Below are 20,734 nucleotides of genomic sequence, written 5' to 3' on the forward strand. Positions count from 1 at the left end.
GCGACGCGCGCTGAGAGACCGCCGGGGCTTCACGGGCGATGCCGTCGTGGTCATCGGTCGCTCTCCTTCTGGATGTCCTCTACCTCACGCTGTGCTTGCTGCGCGGCTTCGCGGGACGTCAGCTGCCCCGAGGCGAGCTCGCTCGCGGTCTTGGCGATCGGAAGCTGGGCGGCCACGGGGCCGAGGAGCTGCCCCTGCCCCTGCGGGATCGCCCAGCTGTCGATCTTCCCGGGCGCCACCGTGAGCTGTTGCATGGTCTTGCTGTCGTAGATGTCCGACAGCGGCTTCTTCGTGTCGACGCCCGCCTCGAGCTTCTCCCACGCGTTGATGAACCGGTGCGGATCTTCTGCGTCCCCCGTGCGGACCGGCACCTTGCCCTCCGGAGCCATCCCGAGCCAGTCCGGGTAGCCGTCGGACATCATGTACTTCACGAGCCTGGAAGCTCGCCCAGGATCGGCGCCCTGCAGAACCGTCCACGAGGTGATCTCCCCGTAGGTGGAGCCCTGAGGATTGTCAGGGCCCGACATACCGGTGACGATCCCCGAGTGCTCGGCGAGCCACTGGGGGTCGTCGGCACACTCGCGACACGCCGGCGCCGCGTCGTTACGCAGACCGGCGAGCTCGTCGAGCAGGAACGTCGACCACACCACCATCGCCGCCCCGCCGTCGAAGTACGTCGCGCGGGTCGAGTCGACGGACTGCGTCCCCCGCGGTGACCCCTTGGTGGCGAGGTCGCCGTAGAGGTCCCAGGTCTTCTGGCACTGCGGGCTGTCCAGGGTGACGTTCCCGGAGCTGTCGACGAGCTGGCAGCCGTTGCTCAGTGCAAGTGCCTCGAACGTCTGCGTCGTGAACTGATCGGTGGGATCGGTCGCCAGCGTGATGCCGAAGCGGCCGTCGGCCGTGAGCTTGTGAGCGGCCTTCGCGATGGCCTCGTAGGTCGTCGGGGGCTCGAGCCCCGCCTGGGCGAAGAGATCCTTGCGATAGACCACGATCTGGCTCCACGCGTCGGAGGGCACCGAGAGGTGCCGGTCACCGTCCGAGGTCAACGTCATCGCCGAAGCATCGAAGGTCTTGGCGCCGAGGTCCTTGACGATCCCGTCGGTGGTCGCCGTGTCGATCAGGTCGAGATCGTCGATCTCACGCACGTACGCCAACGGGAGCGCGCCGATGACATCCGGGAGGTCGCCGGACAGGACCGCGGACTGGAGCAGCTGAGGGATCTGCGTCTCGTCGACCGCCACGAGCTTGACGTGGATCCCGGTCTCCTTCGTGAACCGGTCCAGGTTTGCCCGGGTCGCCGCCACGCGGTCCGGCAGGTTCTCCAGGGACCAGACCGTCAGGGTGTCGTCGTCGTGGTCCTGCGCGGCGGGCGTGCAGCCCACGGTCCCGACCGCGACGGCGGTCGCCATCACGGCGCACGTGACCGCCCTGAGCCCGCGCCGACTCTTCGGTGCGCTCATCGCTTCTCCTCTCCGGTGCGGCGCTCACCGCTGAGCACCGAGGTAGCAGGCTAGCACTTCTGATCATCCGCTATGCTGAACTAGCAAGGACGCCTTCGATATGTGGCCCCGGACGGGGCAGGAACGGACTGCTACGTGACACAGGTCGTGCGCTTCGCGGCACCCCACCGCGTCGAGATCATCGAGACGAGCCCGCAGCCGCTGACCCCCGGCCAGGTGCGGGTACGCACCGTCGCGACCGGGATCTCCGCCGGTACCGAGCTCACCGCCTACCGCGGGACGAACCCCTACCTGACCTCGACCTGGGACCCGGACCAGCGGGTGTTCCAGGACGCCGCCACCGCCACGCCGCCGGGCTACCCGCTCGACGGCTGGGGCTACTCCGAGGTGGGCGAGGTCGTCGAGGTCGCCGCCGACCCGGCCCGGACGCCCCAGGACGACGACGTCGCCGTCGGGGACGTCGTGTGGGGCATCTGGGGCCACCGCTCCGAGGGCGTCCTCAGCCAGGACGCCCTGCGGGGGCACCGGCTGCCCGACGGGCTCGACCCGGTCGCCGGCTGCTTCGTCCGCGTCGGTGCGATCGCGCTCAACGCGGTGCTGGCCGCGGACCTGAACCCGGGCAGCACCGTCGTCGTCCTCGGCCAGGGCGTCATCGGCCTGCTCGCGACCCGCTTCGCGACGCTCGCCGGGGCACGGGTGATCGCCGTCGACGGCATCGCGAACCGTCGCGAGGTGGCCCGCTCCTTCGGCGCGGACGACGTCCTCTCCCCGGGGCCCGAGCTCCCGTACCAGGTCCGCGAGATCACCTCGAGCACGGGCGTCGACGTGGCGATCGAGCTCTCGGGGAGCTACGCGGCTCTCCAGTCCGCGACCCGCGTCGTCGGCCCCGACGGCACCGTCGTCGCCTCGGGCTTCTACCAAGGCGAGGCGAACGGCCTGCGGCTCGGTGACGAGTTCCACCACAACCGGGTCAGGATCGTCGCGTCCCAGATCGGCGGGGTGCCGCCCCGCCTGACGGCACGCTGGGACGTGCCGCGCCTCCAGCGGACCGTCGTCGACCTGCTCCACCGGGGCACGCCCGACGTCCGGGAGCTGATCTCGCACCGGTTCCCGATCACGGACGCGGCGGCGGCCTACGAGCTGCTCGACACCGACGGCGCCGCGGCGCTCCAGGTGGTGCTGGACGCATGAGCGCCGAGCAGCGGACCACGACCCACCCGATCCTCGTCCAGGAGCAGCACGTCCCCGGCCGCGACGTCGAGGAGAAGTTCGGCGTCGCACGCTCGTGGGGGTTCGACGGCCTCGAGCTGCGCGGCCAGGGCGACTACGCCCTCGAGGCTCGCCTGCCCGAGCTGCGCCGCGCGTACGCGAACGGCGTCCTCATGCCGACCGTGTGCGTCGAGATGTCGCACTTCGTCGGCGCGTTCGACCGCGACCTCGCCGAGGACGCCGTGCGCCAGATGACGTCCCAGCTCACCGTGATGGCCGAGCTCGGCGGCGTCGGCGCGATGACGCCGGCCTCGTACGGGATGTTCTCGCGACGGCTCCCCCCGTTCGAGCCGCCGCGCTCCCCGGAGGACGACACCGCCCAGCTCGTCGACGCCTTCGGCCGCCTGGCCGAGCATGCGGCGTCCGTCGGGACCCGCATCCTGCTGGAGCCGCTGAACCGGTACGAGGACCACATGGTCAACACCATCGCGCAGGGCGTGGCGCTCTGCCGGGAGGTGGGGAACGACGCCTTCCGGCTGGCGCCGGACACGTACCACATGAACATCGAGGAGGCCGATCCCGCGCGCTCCCTCGCGGACGCCGTCGAGTACGTCGCGCACGTCCAGGCGTCGGACTCCAACCGGCTCGAGCCGGGCGCCGGGCACGTCGACTGGGCGCTGGAGATGTCGACGCTGCGGTCCTCCGGCTACGTCGGTCCCGTCGCGGTCGAGTCGCGGCTGTCGGGACCGGCCGAGGTCGTCCTGCCCCGCGTCCCGTCGCTCCTGCGCCGGCATCTCGCGTGAGCACCGCCCTCGCGCCCGCGAGCGCCACCAGCGAGGCTGCCCGGGCGGCTGCCGGGATCCTGCAGGACAACTGGGGCGGCGCGTACACGGTGCCCGCGACGGGGCTGTACCCGCACCAGTGGAGCTGGGACTCGGCGTTCATCGCCGTCGGCCTCCGCCACCTCTCCGCCCGTCGGGCCCAGGTCGAGCTGGACAGCCTGCTCTCCGGCCAGTGGTCCGACGGACGGCTCCCGCAGATCGTCTACGACACGCGCCGGGACGACGACTACGCGCCCAGCGCGACGTTCTGGCGGTCGGCGGACCTGCCCGGCAGCCCTGCCGTGCCGACGACGGGGCTCGTCCAGCCCCCGGTGCACGCCTGGGCGGCCTGGCTCGTGCACAGCCAGGACCCCGACGAGTCGGCGCGCCGCCGCTTCCTCGAGCGCGCCTACCCGCGGCTCGTCGCGTGGCACCGGTACCTGGAGGACAGGAGGGCGTCCGACGACGGCCTGGTCGCCGTCGTCCACCCCTGGGAGTCCGGCACCGACAACTCGCCGCTGTGGGACGAGGTCCTCGCGGGCGTCCCCGACGAGCCGCGGGCGGCGATGCACCGTCCCGACCTGAAGCACGCGTCAGAGGGCGAGCGGCCCAGCGGCAAGGAGTACGGCAAGTACTTCTGGCTCGCCGAGCGCTATCGCGACCACGCGTGCGACGACGCCGATCCCGGGCACCCCTTCGTCGTCGACGACCCGACGACCAACGCGCTCTGGGCGCGGTCCGAGCTCGCCCTCGGGGACATCGCCGAAGTCCTGGGCCTCGACGGGGCGCCTCACCGGTCGCGGGCCGCGCGGATCGCCGAGGCGCTCGAGGGGCTGTGGGACCCCGACCTCGAGATCTACGTCGCCCTGGACCGTCGCTCCGGCGATCAGGTGCGCAAGGCCACGGTCGGCGGGCTCCTCCCCCTCCTCGCCCCGGGCATCCTTCCTCCCGGGCGCAGCGACGCGCTGCTCCGGACGGCGCTGGGACCGCGCTTCCTCGACGTGGCCTCGACCTCACGACCGCTCATGGCGCCGAGCTACGATGCCACCGCGCCCGACATGGACCCTGAGCTCTACTGGCGCGGGCCGGCGTGGTTCAACATGATGTGGCTCCTCCTGGAGGGGCTGCGCGCGCACGGCCTGGACGACCTCGCCGACCGGTACGTCGAGCCGATGGCCCGGGTCGCCTCGCGGGAGGGCTTCCCCGAGTACGTGGACCCGTGGACCGGCGCGGGACACGGCACCCGGGCGTTCAGCTGGACCGCGGCGCTCGTCCTGGACCTGGTGGCAGGGAGGGAGGGCCGGCCGTGACCTCCGACTCGATCCTCGTCCGCGCCGGGACCATGCTGCTCACCGACGGGTCCGGCGACGTCCGGCCCTCTGCCGGTGCCACGCACGGCCTCTATCTGGACGACGTCCGCCATGTCAGCACGTGGCACCTGGCGGGCGGCGTGCCCGACGGTGCGTCCTCGCTCGTCGTGGCGGGGGCGACGGCCGGGTCGTCGCGGCGCTCGACCGCGCTGGTGCCGCCCACGACCCGCAACCAGCCGACCGACGTGCTGGTCGTGCGCAACCAGGAGGTCAGCCACGAGGGGCTGGTCGAGCGGTGGCGCGTCACGCGGACCGCACCCGGACCCGCCCGCGTGCGCCTCCTCCTGACCGTCGGCGCGGACTTCGTCGACCAGTTCGCCGTGCGCTCGGACGGACGGACCTACCCGGTGACCTGTGCGCGCACGGCGGTCCCTCGACGCGACGGGGTCGTGCTCGCCGCGACCGTCTCGTACGGCGCGACGTCGCTCGAGCACACGACCGTCGTCTCTGCCCGGCCCGCCCCCTCGCACGTCCGGGCCGGGGACGAGTCGGTCCTCGAGTGGGACCTGAGCCTCGAGACGGGCGACTCGGTCACCATCGACGTCACCGCGTCGGTGCCAGGACGGGCGGGCGAGCCCCCGGCCGCCGCCGGCGCCCCCTCAGGCGCGGCTGCGGCGCCCGGTGCGGCGTCCCGCGCGCTCGACGACCTCGACGCCCTGGTGATGCCCTGCCCCGGCGTGGACGGGCTCGCCGTCCCCGCCGCGGGAGCGCCCTGGTTCATGACGCTCTTCGGACGCGACTCGATCATCGCCTCGCTGCTCGCCCACGACGAGCGGCCTCAGCTGCTGCGGGACGTGGTGCGCGCGCTGGCCGCGACCCAGGCGTCGTCGGACGAGCCCGAGCGGCTCGCGCAGCCCGGGAAGATCGTGCACGAGGTGCGGGTCGGAGACCTCGCGCGCCTCGGCCTCGTGCCCTACGCGCGCTACTACGGCACGGTCGACGCGACGGCGCTGTTCCTCGTCGCCCTGGGCGCCCTGGACCCGGAGAGCGCCCGCACGGACGGGCTCCAGAATGCTGCCCGGTCAGCCGTGGCCTGGCTCCGCGGCCCGGGCGGCCTCGACGGCGGCGGCTTCGTCACGTACCGGCCGGATCCCGAGGGTCTGATCAACCAGGGCTGGAAGGACTCCCACGACGCCGTCGTCTTCCGCGACGGCACGCTCGCGGACGGCCCGATCGCCCTCTGCGAGGTGCAGGGCTACGCGTGGCGGGGCCTGACCGACACCGCGCGCCTCGCCCGGACGGTCTGGGGCGACGCCGCGTGGGCGGACGAGCTGGACCGGCTCGCCCAGGAGCTCCGCACCAGGTTCGTCGAGCGCTTCTGGATGGACGACGTGCAGTTCCCGGCGCTCGCTCTCGACGGTGACGGCCGCCAGGTCGACGCCCTGGCCTCGAACGCGGGCCACCTCCTGTGGAGCGGGATCCTCGACCCGCGGCGGGCCCGGGCGGTGACCGACCGGCTGATGGCGCCCGAGTTCCGTACGGGGTTCGGGATCCGGACCCTGGCCGCCGGGCAGGCGCCGTACGCGCCGACGTCGTACCACAACGGTTCCGTGTGGCCGCACGACACGATGCTCGCCGCGGTCGGCATGCACGAGTCGGGGATGACCCGCGAGGCGCGCATCGTCGCCGGAGAGCTCCACGACGCGGCGTCGGCCTTCGACGGCCGGCTCCCCGAGCTCTTCGCGGGGTTCGGCCGCGAGGAGTTCCCGGTGCCTGTGCGCTACGCCCACGCCGGGGTGCCCCAGGCGTGGGCCGCCGCCGCGGCGGTCGCCGCGGCGAGGCTGGTCGCGCATCCCGCCGACGAGGGATGACGGGCCGCCCGGCGCGGCTCAGCGGGTCCGGTAGTGCGCGTAGATCAGCCCGGTCGGGAAGGCTCGCTCCTCGACCAGCTCGAGGTCGAGCCGCACACCGTCGGGGAAGAACCTCGTCCCGCCGCCGATCACGCTCGTGGTGACGAACAGGTGGTAGTCATCGACCAGGCCGGCCGCGATCGCCTGGGCCGCGAGGTTCGGGCCGTCGACGCTGAGGTCGTGGTCGGACTCGGCCTTGAGCCGGCGCACCGCCTCCGGGTCGAACGTCCGCTCGATCCTGGTCCTCGCGCTGGATGCCGATCCCAGCGTCGTGGAGTACACGACCTTCTCCGCGGCCTGCCAGTCGCGCGCGTACTGCGCGATGTGCGGCGGCGCGTCCGGGTCCTGGTCGGCGGTCTCCCAGAAGACCATCGTCTCGTACATCCGCCGGCCGTAGAGGAACGTGCCGACGGACCGGAAGCGGTCGCCGATGAAGGTGTGCACCTCCGGGTCCTCTGCCCCGGTGCCGAGGTCGCCCTCGGCCGCCTTCGCGTAGCCGTCGAGCGAGGTGATCATCGAGTAGATGAGCCGTCCCATGGGTCTCCTCGGGGTACGAGCGCGTAGACGAAACCCTAGGCGCTCCCGGACGCGGCGCCCCTCGCGGGCGACCACGCGGGTCAGGAGTCGACGTCGGTGCTCCGGCTGAGCCGCTCCCACCTGTCGGCGTCCGAGCAGAGCGCTCTACGTCGTCGTGGTGAGGACCCCGCCGTCCGCGCGGACCGCCGCCCCGTTCGTGGCGGAGGACAGCGGGCTGGCGAGGTAGAGCGCGAGGCTCGCGATCTCGTCGGGCTCGATGAACCGCTGCAGGAGCGAGGTCCGGTTGCCGCCGGCGAGGGCTGCCTTCAGGTCTTCGGCCGCCATCCCTCGGGATCGCGCGAGCTGCTCGACGGTCTGCGCGACGCCGTCGGAGTAGGTGGGACCTCCGAGGATGGTGTTCACCGTGATCTCGGTCCCCCGGGTGAGCTTGGCGAGCCCGTTGGCGAGGGCGAGCATCGCCGCCTTGGTCACCCCGTAGGGAACCATGTCGGCGGGGACGTCGACCCCGGACTCGCTGCTGATGAAGAGGATCCGGCCGCGGTTCCTCTCCAGCATGCCGCCGAGCACGTGCCGCGAGAGCCGGACCCCGCTCATGACGTTCAGGTCGAAGTAGCGCTGCCACTCCTCGTCGGGCGTCTCCTGGAAGGACGAGAGGTCGAAGCGCCCGACGTTGTTGACCAGGATGTCGACCTCACCCAGCCCCTCGACGAGCTCCTTCGCCCGGGCCGGGTCGGCGAGGTCGGCGGCGGCCCCGCAGACGGTCGCCCCGGGCACCTCGCGCCGGAGGCGGTCCACCGCGTCCTGGACCGCGGGCCCGGTGCGTCCGTTGATCACGACGGTCGCGCGCTCCGCGAGCAGGGCCCGCGCGATCGCGTACCCGATGCCTCGCGTCGAACCGCTGACGAACGCTCGCCGGCCGTCAAGCTGCAGATCCATGGCTCCCCGCCGTTCGGTCGGTGCGGAAGACGTCCGCCACGTCGGCCCTGCCGCTCACGAGCCGTCCGGGGGCACGAACTGCGAGAGCACGAGCACGGCGCCCTGCGGGTCGCGGACCTCGGCGTCCCGCGTCCACTCGCTCGCGGACACCGACAGCACCGTCCCGCCCGCGCGCTCGACCGCCGCGGCCGCGTCGTCGCGGTCCGCCACCGCGAAGAACACGTCCCAGCGCGCGGGGCCGTCGTCGACCTCCACCCCCGCGACGACGTCCGCGAACCCTGGCGGCGCGAACGACTGGCGCTCGTGGATGCCCGGGTCGCTGGTGCGCGCGAGGTGGTCGCCGTACCCGGGCACGCGGATCATGCCGGCGCCGAGCTCGTCGCTGCGCTCCCAGCCGAGCAGCGGGCCGTAGAACGCGAGCGCCCGCTCCCGGTCCGGCGTACGCAGAAAGCTGAACACCCACGCCCCGGCCTCGTCGACGCGCTGCGCGCCCGTCCTCGTGCCCGCCTGCCACAGCCGGCTGACGGCGCCCTGCGGGTCGCGGAGCTCCGCCGTCCGCCCGGCCGGCTCGCCCGGCGGGCCGACCGTCTCCGGGCCGGAGAGCACCTCCCCGCCCAGGCCGGCGGCCCGGGCGGCGACCGCGTCGACGTCGTCGACCGCCGTGTACGTGCTCCACGCGCCGGAGCCGGCGCGTGCGTCATCGGACGCGATCGCGGCGACCGCGGTCGCGTCGGTGCCGTCCACGGAGGCGACGACGTACCGCCCCGGCGCGCCCGGCGGGAGCTTCTCGGTGAACGACCAGCCGAACAGCTCGCCGTAGAACGCGAGCGCGACGTCCACGTCGGGCGGCTCGAGATCGATCCACGACGGCACGCCGTGGGGATAGGTGCGCGGTTCGGGCTTCATGACGACCTCCGGGCGCGGGCTCTGGTCCTCCGTGTCCCCCATGCTGCACGCCGCCACCGACAGAGCGGGTCCCCAAGCGCTCAGCGCGCGGCGGGCGTCGTGATGCGGCGCACCGCCTCGGCGACGTCGATGTCCTCGTGCGGACCCGTGGCGAGGGCCCGGTGGAGCGTCAGTCCCTCGATGAGGGCGTCCAGGAGCCGGGCGGTCGCCGGGTCGAAGTGCCGCTCCAGCGCGGCCCGGCTGCGGCGCATCCACTCGTCGGTCAGCACGCGGTAGGCGGGTTCGCGGGCGGCGAGCACGTAGAGCTCGTGGGTGAGGACGAGGTCGCGCCGGCTGGCGAACACGTCCTGCGTGACGATCTGCACGACGGCCTCGACGGCGGAGTCCCGGTCCTGGGCACCGGTCATGCGCCGCTCGAAAGTGGCGGCGAACTCCTGGGTGAACTGCCCGAACGCCTCGTGCAGCAGCTCTTCCATGCCGTCGAAGTGGTAGGTCATGGAGCCCAGCGGGACGTCCGCGGCCGCAGCGACCTTTCGGTGCGAGGTTCCCGCGACGCCCGCCTCGGCGAGGACGTCGAGGCAGGCGTCGACGATGCGGTCACGGCGCGCCGGGTCGAACCGACGCGGCCGGTGCGCCGCCCCGGCCGCGGGACCAGCGGCGTCAGGCACGTTCATAGGTCAGATGTTCTCGCGGATCACGCGGGCGGGGTTGCCGACGGCGACGACGTTCGCGGGCAGGTCCTTCGTCACGACGGCGCCCGCGCCGACGACGGTGTTCTCGCCGATCGTCACGCCGGGGCACACGATCACGCCGCCGCCCAGCCACACGTTGTCGCCGATGGTGATCGGCTTCGCCGCCTCGAGCTTGTCGCGGCGCGGCTGCGGGTCGACGGGGTGGGTCGGGGTCAGCAGCTGGACGTTCGGTCCGATCTGGCAGTCCTCGCCGATGGTGATCGGGGCGACGTCGAGCGCCATGAGGTTGTAGTTGGCGAACGTGCGCGCCCCCACCCGGATGTTCTCGCCGTAGTCGACGTACAGCGGCGGGCGGATGAACGCGTCCTCGCCGAGCTCCCCCAGGACGTCGGCGAGGATCCGCACGGCGTCGGGCTCGGCTGCCGCGACGGCGACGCGGTAGTCCTCGAGCCGGGTCACGGCGCGCTGGGTGATCCGCTCGTTGTCCGGGTCGTCGGCGATGTACAGGTCGCCGGCGAGCATGCGCTCACGGTTGGTACGCGGGTCGTCGGCGAAGTAGTCGGTGCTCGTCATGTGGACGATCGTACACCTAGCGTACGATCGTACACATGCCTGCCCAACGCCGACGCCGCCTCTCGCTGTTCGCCCTCTCCCTCGTCGTCGGGCTCGGCATGTCCTCGTGGGTGACCCGCACCCCGGCAGTGCGCGACGCGCTCGGCGCGTCCACCGCCGAGATGGGCCTGATCCTCTTCGGCCTCTCCGTCGGCTCGATGGCGGGCGTGCTCGCCTCCGGGCCGCTGGTGCGCCGGTGGGGAGCGCGTCCCGTCCTCGTCGTCGGCACCGTCGCCGTGCTGAGCGGCACCGCGCTCGTCGGCCTCGGTGCGGCCGGGTCCTCGGGTACCGGCGTCTTCGCCGGCCTGCTCTGCTTCGGCATCGGCGGCGGCCTCGGGGAGATCGGCCTGAACATCGAGGGCGCCGACGTCGAACGGGTCACCGGGCGGCCCGTCCTGCCGATGCTGCACGGCAGCTTCAGCCTGGGCACCGTCGTCGGCGCGCTGGCGGGGATCGCGCTCACGGCCGCGGCGGTCCCGCCGGCGGCCCACCTCCTCGTGGCCGCGGGGACGATGACGGCTCTCGCCCTCGTCGCGCTGCCCGGCATCCCCGCCGGGACGGGGCGCGCGGCGGCCCCCGCGGCGACGACGTCGCACGGGCGGGGCGGGCGACGCCCGAGCGTGTGGCGCGACCGCCGTCTGGTGCTCATCGGTGCCGTCGTCCTCGCGATGGCGTTCGCCGAGGGCGCCGCGAACGACTGGCTCCCGCTGCTCATGGTCGACGGCCACGACGTGTCCGCGACGACCGGCTCACTCGTCTACGCCGGGTTCGCCGCGGCGATGACCGTCGGGCGCTTCCTCGGCGGCCCCGTGGTCGTCCGGTTCGGCCGCGCGCCCGTGCTGCGCACGAGCGCCGTGCTCGCCGTCGTCGGCATCCTCACCGTCGTGCTCGCGTCGGACGCCGTCGTCACCGGCATCGCCGTCGCCCTGTGGGGCCTCGGCGCCTCGCTCGGCTTCCCCGTCGCGATCTCCGCCGCGGGCGACGACCCGGACCGCGCGTCCGAGCGGGTGAGCGCCGTCGCGACCAGCGGCTACCTCGCGTTCCTCGTCGGGCCGCCCCTGCTGGGCTTCGTCGGCCAGCATGCCGGGCTGCGCGAGGCGATGCTCGTCGTCGTGGCGCTGCTCGTGGTCGCGACGTTCGCGGCGGGCGCCGCGCGGCCCCGTCCCGGCGGAGGCGGAGCACCGGGTGCCGACGCGGACGCGGACGCGGACGCGGACGCGGACGCGACGGTCCTCGAGGACGTCCGCGACGATCTTACGAGCCGCGGCGCCTAGGGTCGGGTCCGTGAGCGCCGACGTGGAGGTCCGTGCAGCCGCCGTCGAGGACTGGACCCAGATCTGGCGCGTGCTCGAGCCCGTCTTCCAGGCCGGCGAGACCTACACCTACCCCCGCGACATCAGCGAGCCCGAGGCCCTCGCGGCGTGGATGTCCGCCGAGCGCGCCCGCGTCCTCGTCGCGGTGAGCTCCCGGGCCGAGGACCGGGGCACCGTGCTCGGCACCGCCAAGTACCTGCCCAACCACCCCGGGGCGGGGTCCCACGTCGCCAACGCGAGCTTCGTCGTCGGGCAGGACGCCGCCGGGCGCGGCGTCGGGCGGGCGCTCGCCGCCGCGGTGCTCGACGGCGCGCGGGCCGACGGCTACCTCGCCATGCAGTTCAACGCCGTCGTCGAGACCAACGAGCGCGCGGTGCGCCTGTGGCGGTCGCTGGGGTTCGAGGTGATCGCGACCGTGCCGAGGGCGTTCGACCACCCGGTGCTGGGGCTCGTCGGGCTGCACGTCATGCACCGCCAGCTGTGACCGCGACCGCCCGGCTCGTCAAGCCGGACGAACGGGACCCGAGCGTGCCGGTTCGATAATTCGCCCGGGTGAGATCTTTGGATTCATGCAGCGGGTGAAATTCACTCCTCACCTTGGTGCCCGGTTTCATTAATTGGTACTTTTTAGTTCTCTCGGGCCACCGTCGAAGTCTCAGGCTCTGGCACAGACAACGAGAGGATCGCACTCGTCCCGGCAGCGCCCTGCCGAGCTACACGACTTTCTGGAGCGTCACACGCATGAGCGACAACACCCCTGGCGACATTCAGAGGCCGACTGGTCAGCCCGCTCCGCAGTCGAAAGCCGAGGCGAAGCGAGCCGCCCGAGAGGCCAAGGCCGTGAAGAAGGCGAACCGCAACTGGTTCGCACGCCACAAGTTCCTCACGTTCGTCGGCGCAGTCGTCGTTCTGATCATTGTGATTTCCGTTGCCACTTCGGGCGGAGGGGACGACAAGACTCCTGCGGCCGACACGCCGGCGGGGACCACGGCGTCGGAGCCGGCAGCCGACGACGTCGCGGCCGACGACGCGAAGGACGAGGATGCGAAGGACGAGGACGCCTCGAAGAAGGACGCTCCCGCCGAGGACGCAGAACCGGAACTGTCGGACGGCGACTACATCGTGGGCACCGATATCGAACCGGGCCAGTACCGCGCGCACACCACCGAAGGCGTGATCGCACTGTGCACCATCTCGCAGACGGCCGACAACGACGACGTCATCGGCATCAACAACGGCAGCGAGGGCGACGTGATCTTCACGGTCACCGACAAGCCAGGTACTGACGTGTCATTCTCCGGGTGCGAGGACATCGTGAACACCGCCGATGTTCCGGGCGAGAAGGTCGACACGATCAAGAACGGTGACTATCTCGTCGGCCCGCAGATCGACCCCGGCAAGTACGTCGGCACCGTCGACACGGACGCCATCATGGTGCTCGGCACGATCACCCAGACCAAGGGCAATGACGACGTCATCGGTATCAACAACGGGGACGCCGGCAACGTGAACCTCACGGTCAAGGATGTCGAGGGCTCGGTCGTCTCGTTCGACGGGTTCAAGGAGATCAAGAAGGTGAGCTGACCCAGCTCGACGAACCCGACAGGACGGCTGGCGATGCCGGCCGTCCTGTCGGGCATGCAGAGCGGCCACGTGGAACGCGCGGCGTCATCGGAACGACGCTTCGCGGACTGGCTGAGCCGACTGGTGCTTGCCGCTCACACGCTCCCGTAGCTGCGTCCGTGATCGACGACCCTCTCAACGCGCGTCGATCTCTGAACGGCTGCGGAGCCTGGTCCCTCAGGCAGATGTTCGATGGTTGACTGTTCGAGATCAAATGGTTAGAGTTCTCAGTATGGACGTGAACGAGGACAGGACCGTCAGCAGCCTCGAGCTGATGCGCTGGATCGGATGGGCCCAGCGCAAGGTCGGCGAGGACTGGATCCGCGAGCGCGACCTCAGCCACGAGCAGGCGTTCGTGCTCGGCTACCTGGTCCAGAATCCGGGAGCGATCCAGCGCGACATCGCGCAGGTCAGCCGGACGAGCCCGGCGAGCGTCTCGAGCCTCCTGCAGGGGCTCGAGCGCCGCGGTCTGATCGAGCGCCGCACGCCGACCAGCAACGCGCGGACCAAGCTCGTCCACGCGACGCCGGCCGGCACCGAGCTCATCGCCGGCTTCGAGACCGCCATGACCTCCGCCGACGAGACGATCCTCGCCCCGCTGGACGAGGCCGAGCGCGCCACCCTGCACGCCCTCCTGACCACGATCACCGCGGAGATCCCCCAGCCCAGCCGGGACTGACCCGCCACCGCGCGGCCCGACCGCGCACCCCCCCAGCACCTCTCCCCGCCGCGCCGGCACCCTCCGGCGTGGGCGGGAGCCTGCCCGAAAAGGAGCAGCCATGAGCACCACGACCCCCGAAGCCTCCGCACCCGTCGCACCGTCCGACGGCGTCGGCACCAACCGCTGGTACCTGTCCGCCGCACCGATCACCCGTGCGCTGATCCACCTCTGCGTCCCCATGGCCGCCGCGATGATCGTCAGCGCCGTCTACAACGTCATCAACAGCGGCTTCATCGGCTCGCTGCACGACACCGCGCTGCTCGCAGCCGTCACGTTCGGGGCCCCGATCCTCGCGCTCGTCATGGCGGTCGGCGGCGTGTTCGGCGTCGGCGGCGGCGCGCTGGTCTCCCGCCTGCTCGGCGCCGCCGAGAACGATCCGGGCAAGGCCGGCCAGATCAAGCACGTCTCGTCGTTCGCCGTGTGGGGCTCGGTGATCGTCGGCGCAGTCCTGGGCGGCCTCGGGCTGGTCTTCCTCGACCCGCTCGTCGCGCTCCTCGGCGCGACCCCCGCCGCGGTGCCGGCGACGACGGCTTTCGTCGGCGTCATGCTCGCCTTCGTGCCCGTGCTCGCCGCGGCGTTCTGCCTCGAGCAGCTCGTCCGCGCCGAGGGCGCCGCCCGTCAGGTGATGATCGGACTCGTCGCCTCGACCGTCGCGAACCTCCTCTTCGACGTCCTGTTCATCCTCGTCCTGCCCTGGGGCGTCGCGGGCGCTGCGCTGGCGATCGGGCTGTCGAACTTCGTCACCATCGTCTACTTCGCCACCTGGCTGCACCGCCACAGCGAGCACATGAGCCTCGCGCCGCGGTGGTTCACCCTGTCCCCCGCCGTGCTGAAGCCGGTCTTCGGCGTCGGCGTCGGCGAGCTGCTGCAGGCCGGGTTCCTCATCGTCACCTCGCTCGTGCTCAACAACCTCGCCGCGGCGTACGGCGACGGCCCGCTCGCCGCCATGGGCGTCGCCGTCCGCCTCGCCCAGGTCCCCGAGTTCCTCGTCATGGGCATCACGCTCGGCGTGCTGCCGCTGCTCGCCTACTCGTTCGGCAAGGGCGACCGGGCGCGTCTGACGGCGGCCCTGCGCGGGTCCGCGATCGCCGTCGGCGCGATCACGCTGGTCTCCGCCACGGTGCTGTTCGTCCTGCGCGACCAGGTGTTCTCCGCGTTCGTCGCCGACCCGTCGGTCCTGACGATCGGCGCCACGATCCTCACGGCGCAGCTCGTCGCGATGATCGCGAACGGCTTCACCGGCCTGATCACCTCGCTGTTCCAGGCCACCGGGCGCGCGGGCGCGGCGACCGTGATGTCCGCGACGCAGGGCATCCTGTTCATCCCGGTCGTGATCCTCGGCAACCTCTGGTTCGGCCTGCCCGGCATCATCTGGGCGCTGACCGTGACCGAGGCCGCCGTGCTCCTCGTCGGCCTCGTGCTGTGGCTCGCCTCGCGGCGCGCGATCGACCGCGGTCTCGACGAGGGCAGCGCGCAGCGCGCCGAAGAGGTCCTCGAGGCCGCCTGATCCCGCGCGTCACGGGTCGGCGGCGCCGCTCGCTGCGAGGAGCCGCGGGTCAACGCTCCGCCGCGGGTTCGGCGTGGCGCGTGGCGTGGAGGCTGCCCAGCAGGGCGAGGGCGTGGGCGCTCGGGCTCCCCGGCTCGGCCTGGTAGACCACCAGCTGCTGGCCGGTGGCGCCCCGGACGTCGAAGGTCTGGAACGTGACGGCCAGGTGGCCGACGTCGGGGTGAAGGAGCTCTTTGCCGTCGCGGGTCTTGCCGTGGACGTCGTGCGAGCTCCACAGCGTCGCGAACTCCTCGCTCGCCCCGGCCAGCGACCTCGCGAGGTCGTGCAGCCGGGCGTAGTGGGGGTCGATGCCCAGGGCATGCCGCAGCTCCGCCACGACAGCCCCGGCCGCTCGCCCCCAGGGCGAGAAGAAGCTTCGAGCGGCGGGATCGAGGAAGGTCATGCGGGCGAGGTTGTCCACGGTCCGGAACGGCGAGAAGAGCGCGTCCGCCAGAGCGTTCGTCGCCAGGAAGTCCGTCGCCGGGTTCAGGACGAACGCTGCGGCGCTCGGGTACCCGTCCAAGAGCTGGCGCAGCTCGGGGCTGACCGCATCCCGGGGCTGCGGCCGCTCGGCCTGCGGCGTCGTGCCCGCCAGCCGGAACAGGTGCGCCCGCGCGTCGTCGTCCATCATCAGCGCCCGGCTGACAGCGTCCAGGATCTGCGGGGACGGACGACGCTCGCGACCCTGCTCGAGGCGAGCCAGATAGTCGCCGTTCATCCCCGCCAGCACGGCGACCTCCTCGCGGCGCAGCCCGGCGACCCGGCGCACGCCGTAGGAGGCGAGGCCGACGTCGGCGGGCTGCAGACGAGCGTGGTGCGCGCGCAGGAAGTCTCCGAGTGCGTTGGTGGTCACCGGCCCAGGGTAGGGCCGCCCGCCCTGCGCATGCCTGGGTGCACCGCACCCAGGCAGCGCCTGTCCTGGTTCGCGCGGCCGAGGCCGCGCAGGCTGTCGGAGACCCCCCGCGAGACGAGAGAAGGCCCCGTGCGACATCGACAGCCAGGAGCAAGGACGGACGAGGCGGCAGACGTCGTCGGGATGTGGGTGACGGCCGACGGTCACATCCGGCAAGAGCTCCGCGCCGACGGCCGCTACGACGAGGCTCGCGGCACGCGCCGCAGCGCCTACACCGGCCGCTACACGACGAGCGGCCCGCACATCGACTACGTCGACGACACCGGCTTCACCGCCACCGGCGACATCCGCGACGGCGTGCTCTTCCACGAGCACCTCGTCCTCTACAGGGAGGATCAGGCATGACCCGCACGACCAAGACCTTGCTCATCACCGGGGCCAGCAGCGGCCTGGGCCGCGCCTTCGCCACCGCCGCTCTGGAGGCCGGACACACCGTCGTCGGTACCGTCCGCAAGGACGCCGACGCGGAGGCGTTCACGGCCCTGCACCCGGAGCGCGCCCACGCGCGACTCCTCGACGTCACGGACGACGACGCCGTGACCGCCGTGACGGAGGAGGTGGAGCAGGGCGTCGGCCCGATCGACGTGCTGATCGCCAATGCCGGCTACGGCCTGGAGGGCACCTTCGAGGAGACGTCCCTGGCGGACCTGCGCGCCCAGTTCGACGTCAACGTCTTCGGCGCGGCGGCCACCGTGCGGGGGGTCCTGCCCTTCATGCGCGGGCGCCGCCGCGGGCACGTCCTGGCCGTCACCTCCATGGGCGGGCTGGCGAGCTTTCCCGGGGTCTCCGCGTACTGCGGCAGCAAGTACGCTCTCGAAGGGATCCTCGAGGCCGTCGGCAAGGAGGTCGCCGCCTTCGGCATCCACGTCACCGCCGTGGAGCCCGGCTCCTTCCGCACCGACTGGGCCGGGCGCTCGATGGTCCGCGCCCCACGGTCGATCCCCGACTACGACGACCTCTTCGCACCGCTCCGCGCCGCACGCCAGCAGGCGGACGGCCGCCAGCCCGGCGACCCGGCGCGAGCCGCCGCAGCCGTCCTGCGCATCATCGACGAGCCGAGCCCGCCAGCCCACCTCGTCCTCGGCTCCGACGCCCTGCGCGTGGTGCGCGCCGGGCGCGACGCCGTCGGCCTGGACCTCGACGCCTGGGAGGCACTCACTCTCTCGACCGACTTCCCGGAGCGCGAAGGGACCCGCTGAGGGTGACCGCCTCGCCCGACGGCGCGCGCGTCAGGCGAGGCGGATCAGCACCCCGTCCGCGACCCGCGCGGGCATCCGCCCGGGCGGCACGCTCAGGTCCTGGCCGACGACCGGCTCCCAGTCCAGCTCGAGGAAGACCCGCACGGCCTCCTCGACCATCCGGGCCGTCGCCGGCTCCCCCGGGCAGCGGTGGTCGTCGTCGTACGAGCCGAAGCCCTGGGCGACGATCGCCCGGCGGTCGCCCTGGCCGCGGGCGTACCGGCCCGGGTCGAAGCGGGTCGGGTGCGGCCACAGCCGGGCGTCGTGGTTCGTCCCGTACAGGTCGAGCACGACCCACGTCCCGGCCGCCAGCACCTCTCCCCGCCACTCGACGTCCTTGCGCGCCCGCGCGCCGATGACCGGGAAGAACGGCGCGTGCCGGCGCACCTCCGCGGCGAAGTCGCGGACGGCGTCGTCGTCCGGCGGGGACGACGACGTCAGCTCCGCGCGCGCACCCGGTTCGCGCAGGAGGGCCAGCACGGCGAGCTCGACGAACAGCGCCACCGCCACGATGGGCCGCAGCAGGTTCAGCAGCTCGACGGCGGCGACCTCGAGCGGCAGGGGGCGGCCCGCGTCGTCGGTCCATGCCGCGACGTCGGCCAGCGGGGTGCCCGTGCCGCCCGAGGTGCGGGCGCCCGTGAGGAGCTCGCGGGCCCACGCCTCGGTGCGTCGCCGCCGCGCCCGGGCGACCCAGTTCGCGGGACCGAACGCCCCGGCGCCCTCGACCATGGACCACAGCTCGGCCCTGCGCCCGCCGGTCCCCTCGACCGGGATGCCCGCCCAGCGCAGCGCGACCCGGCCGAGCACGTCGGGCAGCACGTCGTGCAGCCGGACGTCCCCCGTGCCGCGCCAGCGGCGGACGGCAGTCCCCAGCTCCTCGCGCAGCAGCAGCGCGAGGTCCTGCTCGGGGCCGCCCTGCAGGAGCCGGACGAACCCCTCCTTGCGGTGCCGGTGCGCCACGTCCTCGAGCGCTTGCACGCTCCCGTCGTCCTGGAGCAGGTGCTTGACCGACGTCGGCATCGACCCGGACCGGTCGAACCGGCCGCCCTCGTAGACGAGGCGCGCGGCGTCCGGACCACGCATGCAGACGACGTCCCGCAGCAGCAGCCGCGTGCGGAAGGCGTCGACCCCGAGGCGGTCCGCCCGGCGGGACACGAAGCGGTATCCGTCGGCCGCGAGCGCCAGCGAGCTGTCGACCACCGGCAGGCGCGGGATCGGCTCGTGCGCGGCAGGGTCGTCGGAGCGAGCGTCGGCGCGGGTGGCGGAGTCGATGCGGGTGTCGGGCACGGGGACCTCCTCGAGCGGGTACGCCAGTGTCCGCACACCCTTGCGGGACTCGCCCGGCGGGGCGCCCCGGGCGCGGCCGCCCTCAGGAGCGGGCGGCGGGCCGGGCGCCCAGCGTCCAGCGGACCTCCTGCCCGAGGGCGAGGCGCCCGGAGGCGTCGGCGATCGAGCGGGCGAGGTCGACGATCCGGTCGCGGAGGTTGTCGCGCTCCTCCGGCGGGACCGCCTCCCACATGGCCCGCTGGCCGTGCGACCAGAAGAACTCGACGAGCTGGTCGGGGTCGCGGAAGACCGCCTCGACCGTCCGGCCGACGGTCCGCACGCCCTCGAGGCCCGCACCCTCGAGCAGTGCCGCCACGCCGGCGTCGGACGCGAAGGGGCCGCTGCGGCCGCTGGTCCGCGCGTCGAGCAGCGCCTGCGGGAGGTAGGGGACGAACAGCTCGTCGAGCCGCCGCCAGCGTTCGTCCTGCGCGCCGAACGTGCTGATCCCCAGCCGCCCGCCCGGGACCAGCAGCCCGGCCCATGCACGGAGCGCGGCCGCCGGGTCGGGCAGGAAGAACAGGACGAGCGACGCCGAGACCACGTCGAACGACGACGCCGGGAGCCGGGGTGCCCGCGCGTCGTCCACCGCGACCGTGACCTGCGGGAGATCGGAGAGGTCGCGGGCGGTCAGCTCGACCATCCGGGGGGCGAGGTCGATGCCCACGGCCCGCCCGGCCGGCCCGGTCGCGAGCGCGAGGGGGCGCAGGGCGGCGCCGCGCCCGCAGCCGATGTCGAGCACGCGCTCGCCCGGGCGGACGTCGAGCTCGGCGACCAGTCCGGCGGCGATGGGCCCGAACCACGGGACTCCGACGGCGTCGTAGGTGTCGGCCACCCGGTCGAACACTCCTGCCGGGCCCTCGGGGTGTGTCATCCGTCCACGGTGGCACGCGAGCGCGGGGGCGACAAGAGGTGGCACCGAGTCAGACTGGGGCCGTGGCCGCGTCTGGCCGCGCCCGACGGAGAGGATCCCCACCCGTGCGCATCGGAACCATCGACGGGCTGCTGGGCGAGGTCGCCGGGGCGCGCGTGCTCGACGTCGGCTGCGGCAACGGGCGCAACGGCCGGTGGCTCGCCGAGCGCGGGGCGGACGTCGTCGGCGTCGACCTGGCCGCGGCCGTGCTCGACGACGTCCGCCCCACCCTGCCGCCGTCCATGAGCGTGCGCGCCCTGGACGTGCTGCGCGACCCGCTGCCGCCGGGCCCGTTCCACCTGGTCTACGACTCGGGCTGCTTCCACCACGTCGCACCGCACCGCCGCCCCACCTACCTCGAGCGGGTCCTGCCGCTGCTCGCCGCGGGCGGCCGCTACGGCATCGTCGCGTTCTCCCAGGAGCGGCAGCCGGCGCCGTCGGACACCGAGATCCTCACCAGCGGCGACACCGCGGGCGGGTCGGCGTTCCTGCTCGAGGACCTGCGGCGGATCTTCTCCGGCCTGCAGCCCATGGAGCTGCGCGGCGTGCGCGACGACGTCGAGGGAACCTTCGGTGCCGACTTCCTCAACGCGGGGCTCTTCGCGGCACTGCCCTGACCGGCTCCGGCGGGCAGTCCGCGCGGCGCTCGTCGACAAGGTCTGCTCAATGGAGTTGCCAGGGCACGTCGCCGTCAAACCTCCGACGGATCTTCATGATGGGTTGACGCCTCTTGGCCGATAGTTCATAGTTC

General features: G+C 73.0%; 21 protein-coding genes. 12 read left to right on the forward strand and 9 right to left on the reverse strand.

What is annotated here, in order from left to right; genetic code table 11:
* Window positions 1–50 precede the first annotated feature (50 nt).
* Complete coding sequence (locus EDF32_RS09370) at window positions 51–1,460, reverse strand: ABC transporter substrate-binding protein (RefSeq protein ID WP_233565832.1); 1,410 nt, start codon at window positions 1,458–1,460, stop codon at window positions 51–53.
* 135 nt (window positions 1,461–1,595) lie between these two features.
* Between EDF32_RS09370 and EDF32_RS09375 the strand changes: the two genes are divergently transcribed.
* From EDF32_RS09375 to EDF32_RS09390, 4 genes are read left to right on the forward strand one after another with little or no spacing between them, the layout of a single operon-like run.
* Window positions 1,596–2,651, forward strand: coding sequence for a zinc-binding alcohol dehydrogenase (locus tag EDF32_RS09375; protein ID WP_123308264.1), 1,056 nt, complete (start codon window positions 1,596–1,598; stop codon window positions 2,649–2,651).
* Window positions 2,648–3,472, forward strand: a complete 825-nt coding sequence (locus tag EDF32_RS09380) for a sugar phosphate isomerase/epimerase family protein (protein ID WP_123308265.1) — start codon at window positions 2,648–2,650, stop codon at window positions 3,470–3,472. The genes EDF32_RS09375 and EDF32_RS09380 overlap by 4 nt, the downstream gene beginning before the upstream one ends.
* Window positions 3,469–4,800 carry a hypothetical protein gene (locus EDF32_RS09385; protein ID WP_199734884.1) on the forward strand — a complete coding sequence of 444 codons (1,332 nt, stop codon included), beginning with the start codon at window positions 3,469–3,471 and terminating at the stop codon, window positions 4,798–4,800. The genes EDF32_RS09380 and EDF32_RS09385 overlap by 4 nt, the downstream gene beginning before the upstream one ends.
* The gene (locus tag EDF32_RS09390; protein WP_123308266.1) at window positions 4,797–6,671 is read left to right on the forward strand and encodes a glycogen debranching N-terminal domain-containing protein; all 1,875 of its coding nucleotides are present in this window, start codon (window positions 4,797–4,799) and stop codon (window positions 6,669–6,671) included. The genes EDF32_RS09385 and EDF32_RS09390 overlap by 4 nt, the downstream gene beginning before the upstream one ends.
* A gap of 18 nt (window positions 6,672–6,689) precedes the next feature.
* Here the strand turns inward: EDF32_RS09390 and EDF32_RS09395 are convergent, their stop codons facing one another.
* The 5 genes from EDF32_RS09395 to EDF32_RS09415 all read right to left on the reverse strand — a co-directional run bounded on the left by EDF32_RS09395 (window position 6,690) and on the right by EDF32_RS09415 (window position 10,354).
* A complete protein-coding gene (locus EDF32_RS09395) occupies window positions 6,690–7,247 on the reverse strand; it encodes a dihydrofolate reductase family protein (RefSeq protein ID WP_123308267.1) in 558 nt (185 codons plus the stop codon).
* A 144-nt stretch (window positions 7,248–7,391) separates the two neighbouring features.
* Window positions 7,392–8,183, reverse strand: coding sequence for an SDR family NAD(P)-dependent oxidoreductase (locus tag EDF32_RS09400; RefSeq protein WP_123308268.1), 792 nt, complete (start codon window positions 8,181–8,183; stop codon window positions 7,392–7,394).
* A gap of 54 nt (window positions 8,184–8,237) precedes the next feature.
* Window positions 8,238–9,131, reverse strand: coding sequence for a VOC family protein (locus EDF32_RS09405; RefSeq protein ID WP_233565833.1), 894 nt, complete (start codon window positions 9,129–9,131; stop codon window positions 8,238–8,240).
* Window positions 9,132–9,169: 38 nt separating this feature from the next.
* Window positions 9,170–9,757, reverse strand: a complete 588-nt coding sequence (locus EDF32_RS09410; RefSeq protein WP_233565834.1) for a TetR/AcrR family transcriptional regulator — start codon at window positions 9,755–9,757, stop codon at window positions 9,170–9,172.
* A 9-nt stretch (window positions 9,758–9,766) separates the two neighbouring features.
* On the reverse strand, window positions 9,767–10,354 hold the full coding sequence (locus EDF32_RS09415) for a sugar O-acetyltransferase (RefSeq protein WP_123308270.1): 588 nt from the start codon (window positions 10,352–10,354) through the stop codon (window positions 9,767–9,769).
* Between the two features lie 35 nt (window positions 10,355–10,389).
* Between EDF32_RS09415 and EDF32_RS09420 the strand changes: the two genes are divergently transcribed.
* The 5 genes from EDF32_RS09420 (at window position 10,390) to EDF32_RS09440 (ending at window position 15,557) form a co-directional block, all read left to right on the forward strand.
* Complete coding sequence (locus EDF32_RS09420; protein WP_123308271.1) at window positions 10,390–11,667, forward strand: MFS transporter; 1,278 nt, start codon at window positions 10,390–10,392, stop codon at window positions 11,665–11,667.
* A gap of 10 nt (window positions 11,668–11,677) precedes the next feature.
* Window positions 11,678–12,190 carry a GNAT family N-acetyltransferase gene (locus tag EDF32_RS09425; RefSeq protein WP_199734905.1) on the forward strand — a complete coding sequence of 171 codons (513 nt, stop codon included), beginning with the start codon at window positions 11,678–11,680 and terminating at the stop codon, window positions 12,188–12,190.
* A gap of 257 nt (window positions 12,191–12,447) precedes the next feature.
* Window positions 12,448–13,290: a hypothetical protein gene (locus EDF32_RS09430; protein ID WP_148061587.1), complete on the forward strand. Its 843-nt coding sequence runs from the start codon at window positions 12,448–12,450 to the stop codon at window positions 13,288–13,290.
* A gap of 271 nt (window positions 13,291–13,561) precedes the next feature.
* A complete protein-coding gene (locus EDF32_RS09435; protein WP_199734885.1) occupies window positions 13,562–14,008 on the forward strand; it encodes a MarR family winged helix-turn-helix transcriptional regulator in 447 nt (148 codons plus the stop codon).
* Window positions 14,009–14,108: 100 nt separating this feature from the next.
* Window positions 14,109–15,557 carry an MATE family efflux transporter gene (locus EDF32_RS09440; protein WP_123308274.1) on the forward strand — a complete coding sequence of 483 codons (1,449 nt, stop codon included), beginning with the start codon at window positions 14,109–14,111 and terminating at the stop codon, window positions 15,555–15,557.
* A gap of 49 nt (window positions 15,558–15,606) precedes the next feature.
* Here EDF32_RS09440 and EDF32_RS09445 read toward each other — a convergent pair whose 3' ends face one another.
* Window positions 15,607–16,449: a helix-turn-helix transcriptional regulator gene (locus EDF32_RS09445; RefSeq protein ID WP_123308275.1), complete on the reverse strand. Its 843-nt coding sequence runs from the start codon at window positions 16,447–16,449 to the stop codon at window positions 15,607–15,609.
* Window positions 16,450–16,578: 129 nt separating this feature from the next.
* On the opposite strand from EDF32_RS09445, the gene EDF32_RS09450 reads away from it, so the two are divergent.
* Both EDF32_RS09450 and EDF32_RS09455 read left to right on the forward strand, forming a co-directional pair.
* The gene (locus EDF32_RS09450; protein ID WP_233565835.1) at window positions 16,579–16,854 is read left to right on the forward strand and encodes an Atu4866 domain-containing protein; all 276 of its coding nucleotides are present in this window, start codon (window positions 16,579–16,581) and stop codon (window positions 16,852–16,854) included.
* A complete protein-coding gene (locus EDF32_RS09455; protein WP_123308277.1) occupies window positions 16,851–17,708 on the forward strand; it encodes an oxidoreductase in 858 nt (285 codons plus the stop codon). Before EDF32_RS09450 ends, EDF32_RS09455 begins: the two co-directional genes overlap by 4 nt.
* A gap of 30 nt (window positions 17,709–17,738) precedes the next feature.
* On the opposite strand, the gene EDF32_RS09460 is transcribed toward EDF32_RS09455, so the two are convergent.
* Entirely contained in the window at window positions 17,739–19,034 is a 1,296-nt protein-coding gene (locus EDF32_RS09460) for a cytochrome P450 (protein ID WP_123308278.1), read from the reverse strand.
* 82 nt (window positions 19,035–19,116) lie between these two features.
* Window positions 19,117–19,944, reverse strand: a complete 828-nt coding sequence (locus tag EDF32_RS09465; protein WP_123308279.1) for a class I SAM-dependent methyltransferase — start codon at window positions 19,942–19,944, stop codon at window positions 19,117–19,119.
* 104 nt (window positions 19,945–20,048) lie between these two features.
* On the opposite strand from EDF32_RS09465, the gene EDF32_RS09470 reads away from it, so the two are divergent.
* A complete protein-coding gene (locus tag EDF32_RS09470) occupies window positions 20,049–20,600 on the forward strand; it encodes a cyclopropane-fatty-acyl-phospholipid synthase family protein (protein WP_158614081.1) in 552 nt (183 codons plus the stop codon).
* The last annotated feature ends 134 nt before the right edge of the window (window positions 20,601–20,734 follow it).

The sequence above is a fragment of the Cellulomonas sp. PhB143 genome, from assembly GCF_003752595.1.
Taxonomy (GTDB): domain Bacteria; phylum Actinomycetota; class Actinomycetes; order Actinomycetales; family Cellulomonadaceae; genus Paraoerskovia.

Bases quoted from the DNA above. Each gene is read 5' to 3' on its own strand.
- EDF32_RS09370 (WP_233565832.1), bottom strand. From the start codon at position 1,460: ATGAGCGCACCGAAGAGTCGGCGCGGGCTCAGGGCGGTCACGTGCGCC.
- EDF32_RS09380 (WP_123308265.1), top strand. From the start codon at position 2,648: ATGAGCGCCGAGCAGCGGACCACGACCCACCCGATCCTCGTCCAGGAG.
- EDF32_RS09395 (WP_123308267.1), bottom strand. From the start codon at position 7,247: ATGGGACGGCTCATCTACTCGATGATCACCTCGCTCGACGGCTACGCG.
- EDF32_RS09400 (WP_123308268.1), bottom strand. From the start codon at position 8,183: ATGGATCTGCAGCTTGACGGCCGGCGAGCGTTCGTCAGCGGTTCGACG.
- EDF32_RS09405 (WP_233565833.1), bottom strand. From the start codon at position 9,131: ATGGGGGACACGGAGGACCAGAGCCCGCGCCCGGAGGTCGTCATGAAG.
- EDF32_RS09415 (WP_123308270.1), bottom strand. From the start codon at position 10,354: ATGACGAGCACCGACTACTTCGCCGACGACCCGCGTACCAACCGTGAG.
- EDF32_RS09420 (WP_123308271.1), top strand. From the start codon at position 10,390: ATGCCTGCCCAACGCCGACGCCGCCTCTCGCTGTTCGCCCTCTCCCTC.
- EDF32_RS09430 (WP_148061587.1), top strand. From the start codon at position 12,448: ATGAGCGACAACACCCCTGGCGACATTCAGAGGCCGACTGGTCAGCCC.
- EDF32_RS09435 (WP_199734885.1), top strand. From the start codon at position 13,562: ATGGACGTGAACGAGGACAGGACCGTCAGCAGCCTCGAGCTGATGCGC.
- EDF32_RS09440 (WP_123308274.1), top strand. From the start codon at position 14,109: ATGAGCACCACGACCCCCGAAGCCTCCGCACCCGTCGCACCGTCCGAC.
- EDF32_RS09455 (WP_123308277.1), top strand. From the start codon at position 16,851: ATGACCCGCACGACCAAGACCTTGCTCATCACCGGGGCCAGCAGCGGC.
- EDF32_RS09465 (WP_123308279.1), bottom strand. From the start codon at position 19,944: ATGACACACCCCGAGGGCCCGGCAGGAGTGTTCGACCGGGTGGCCGAC.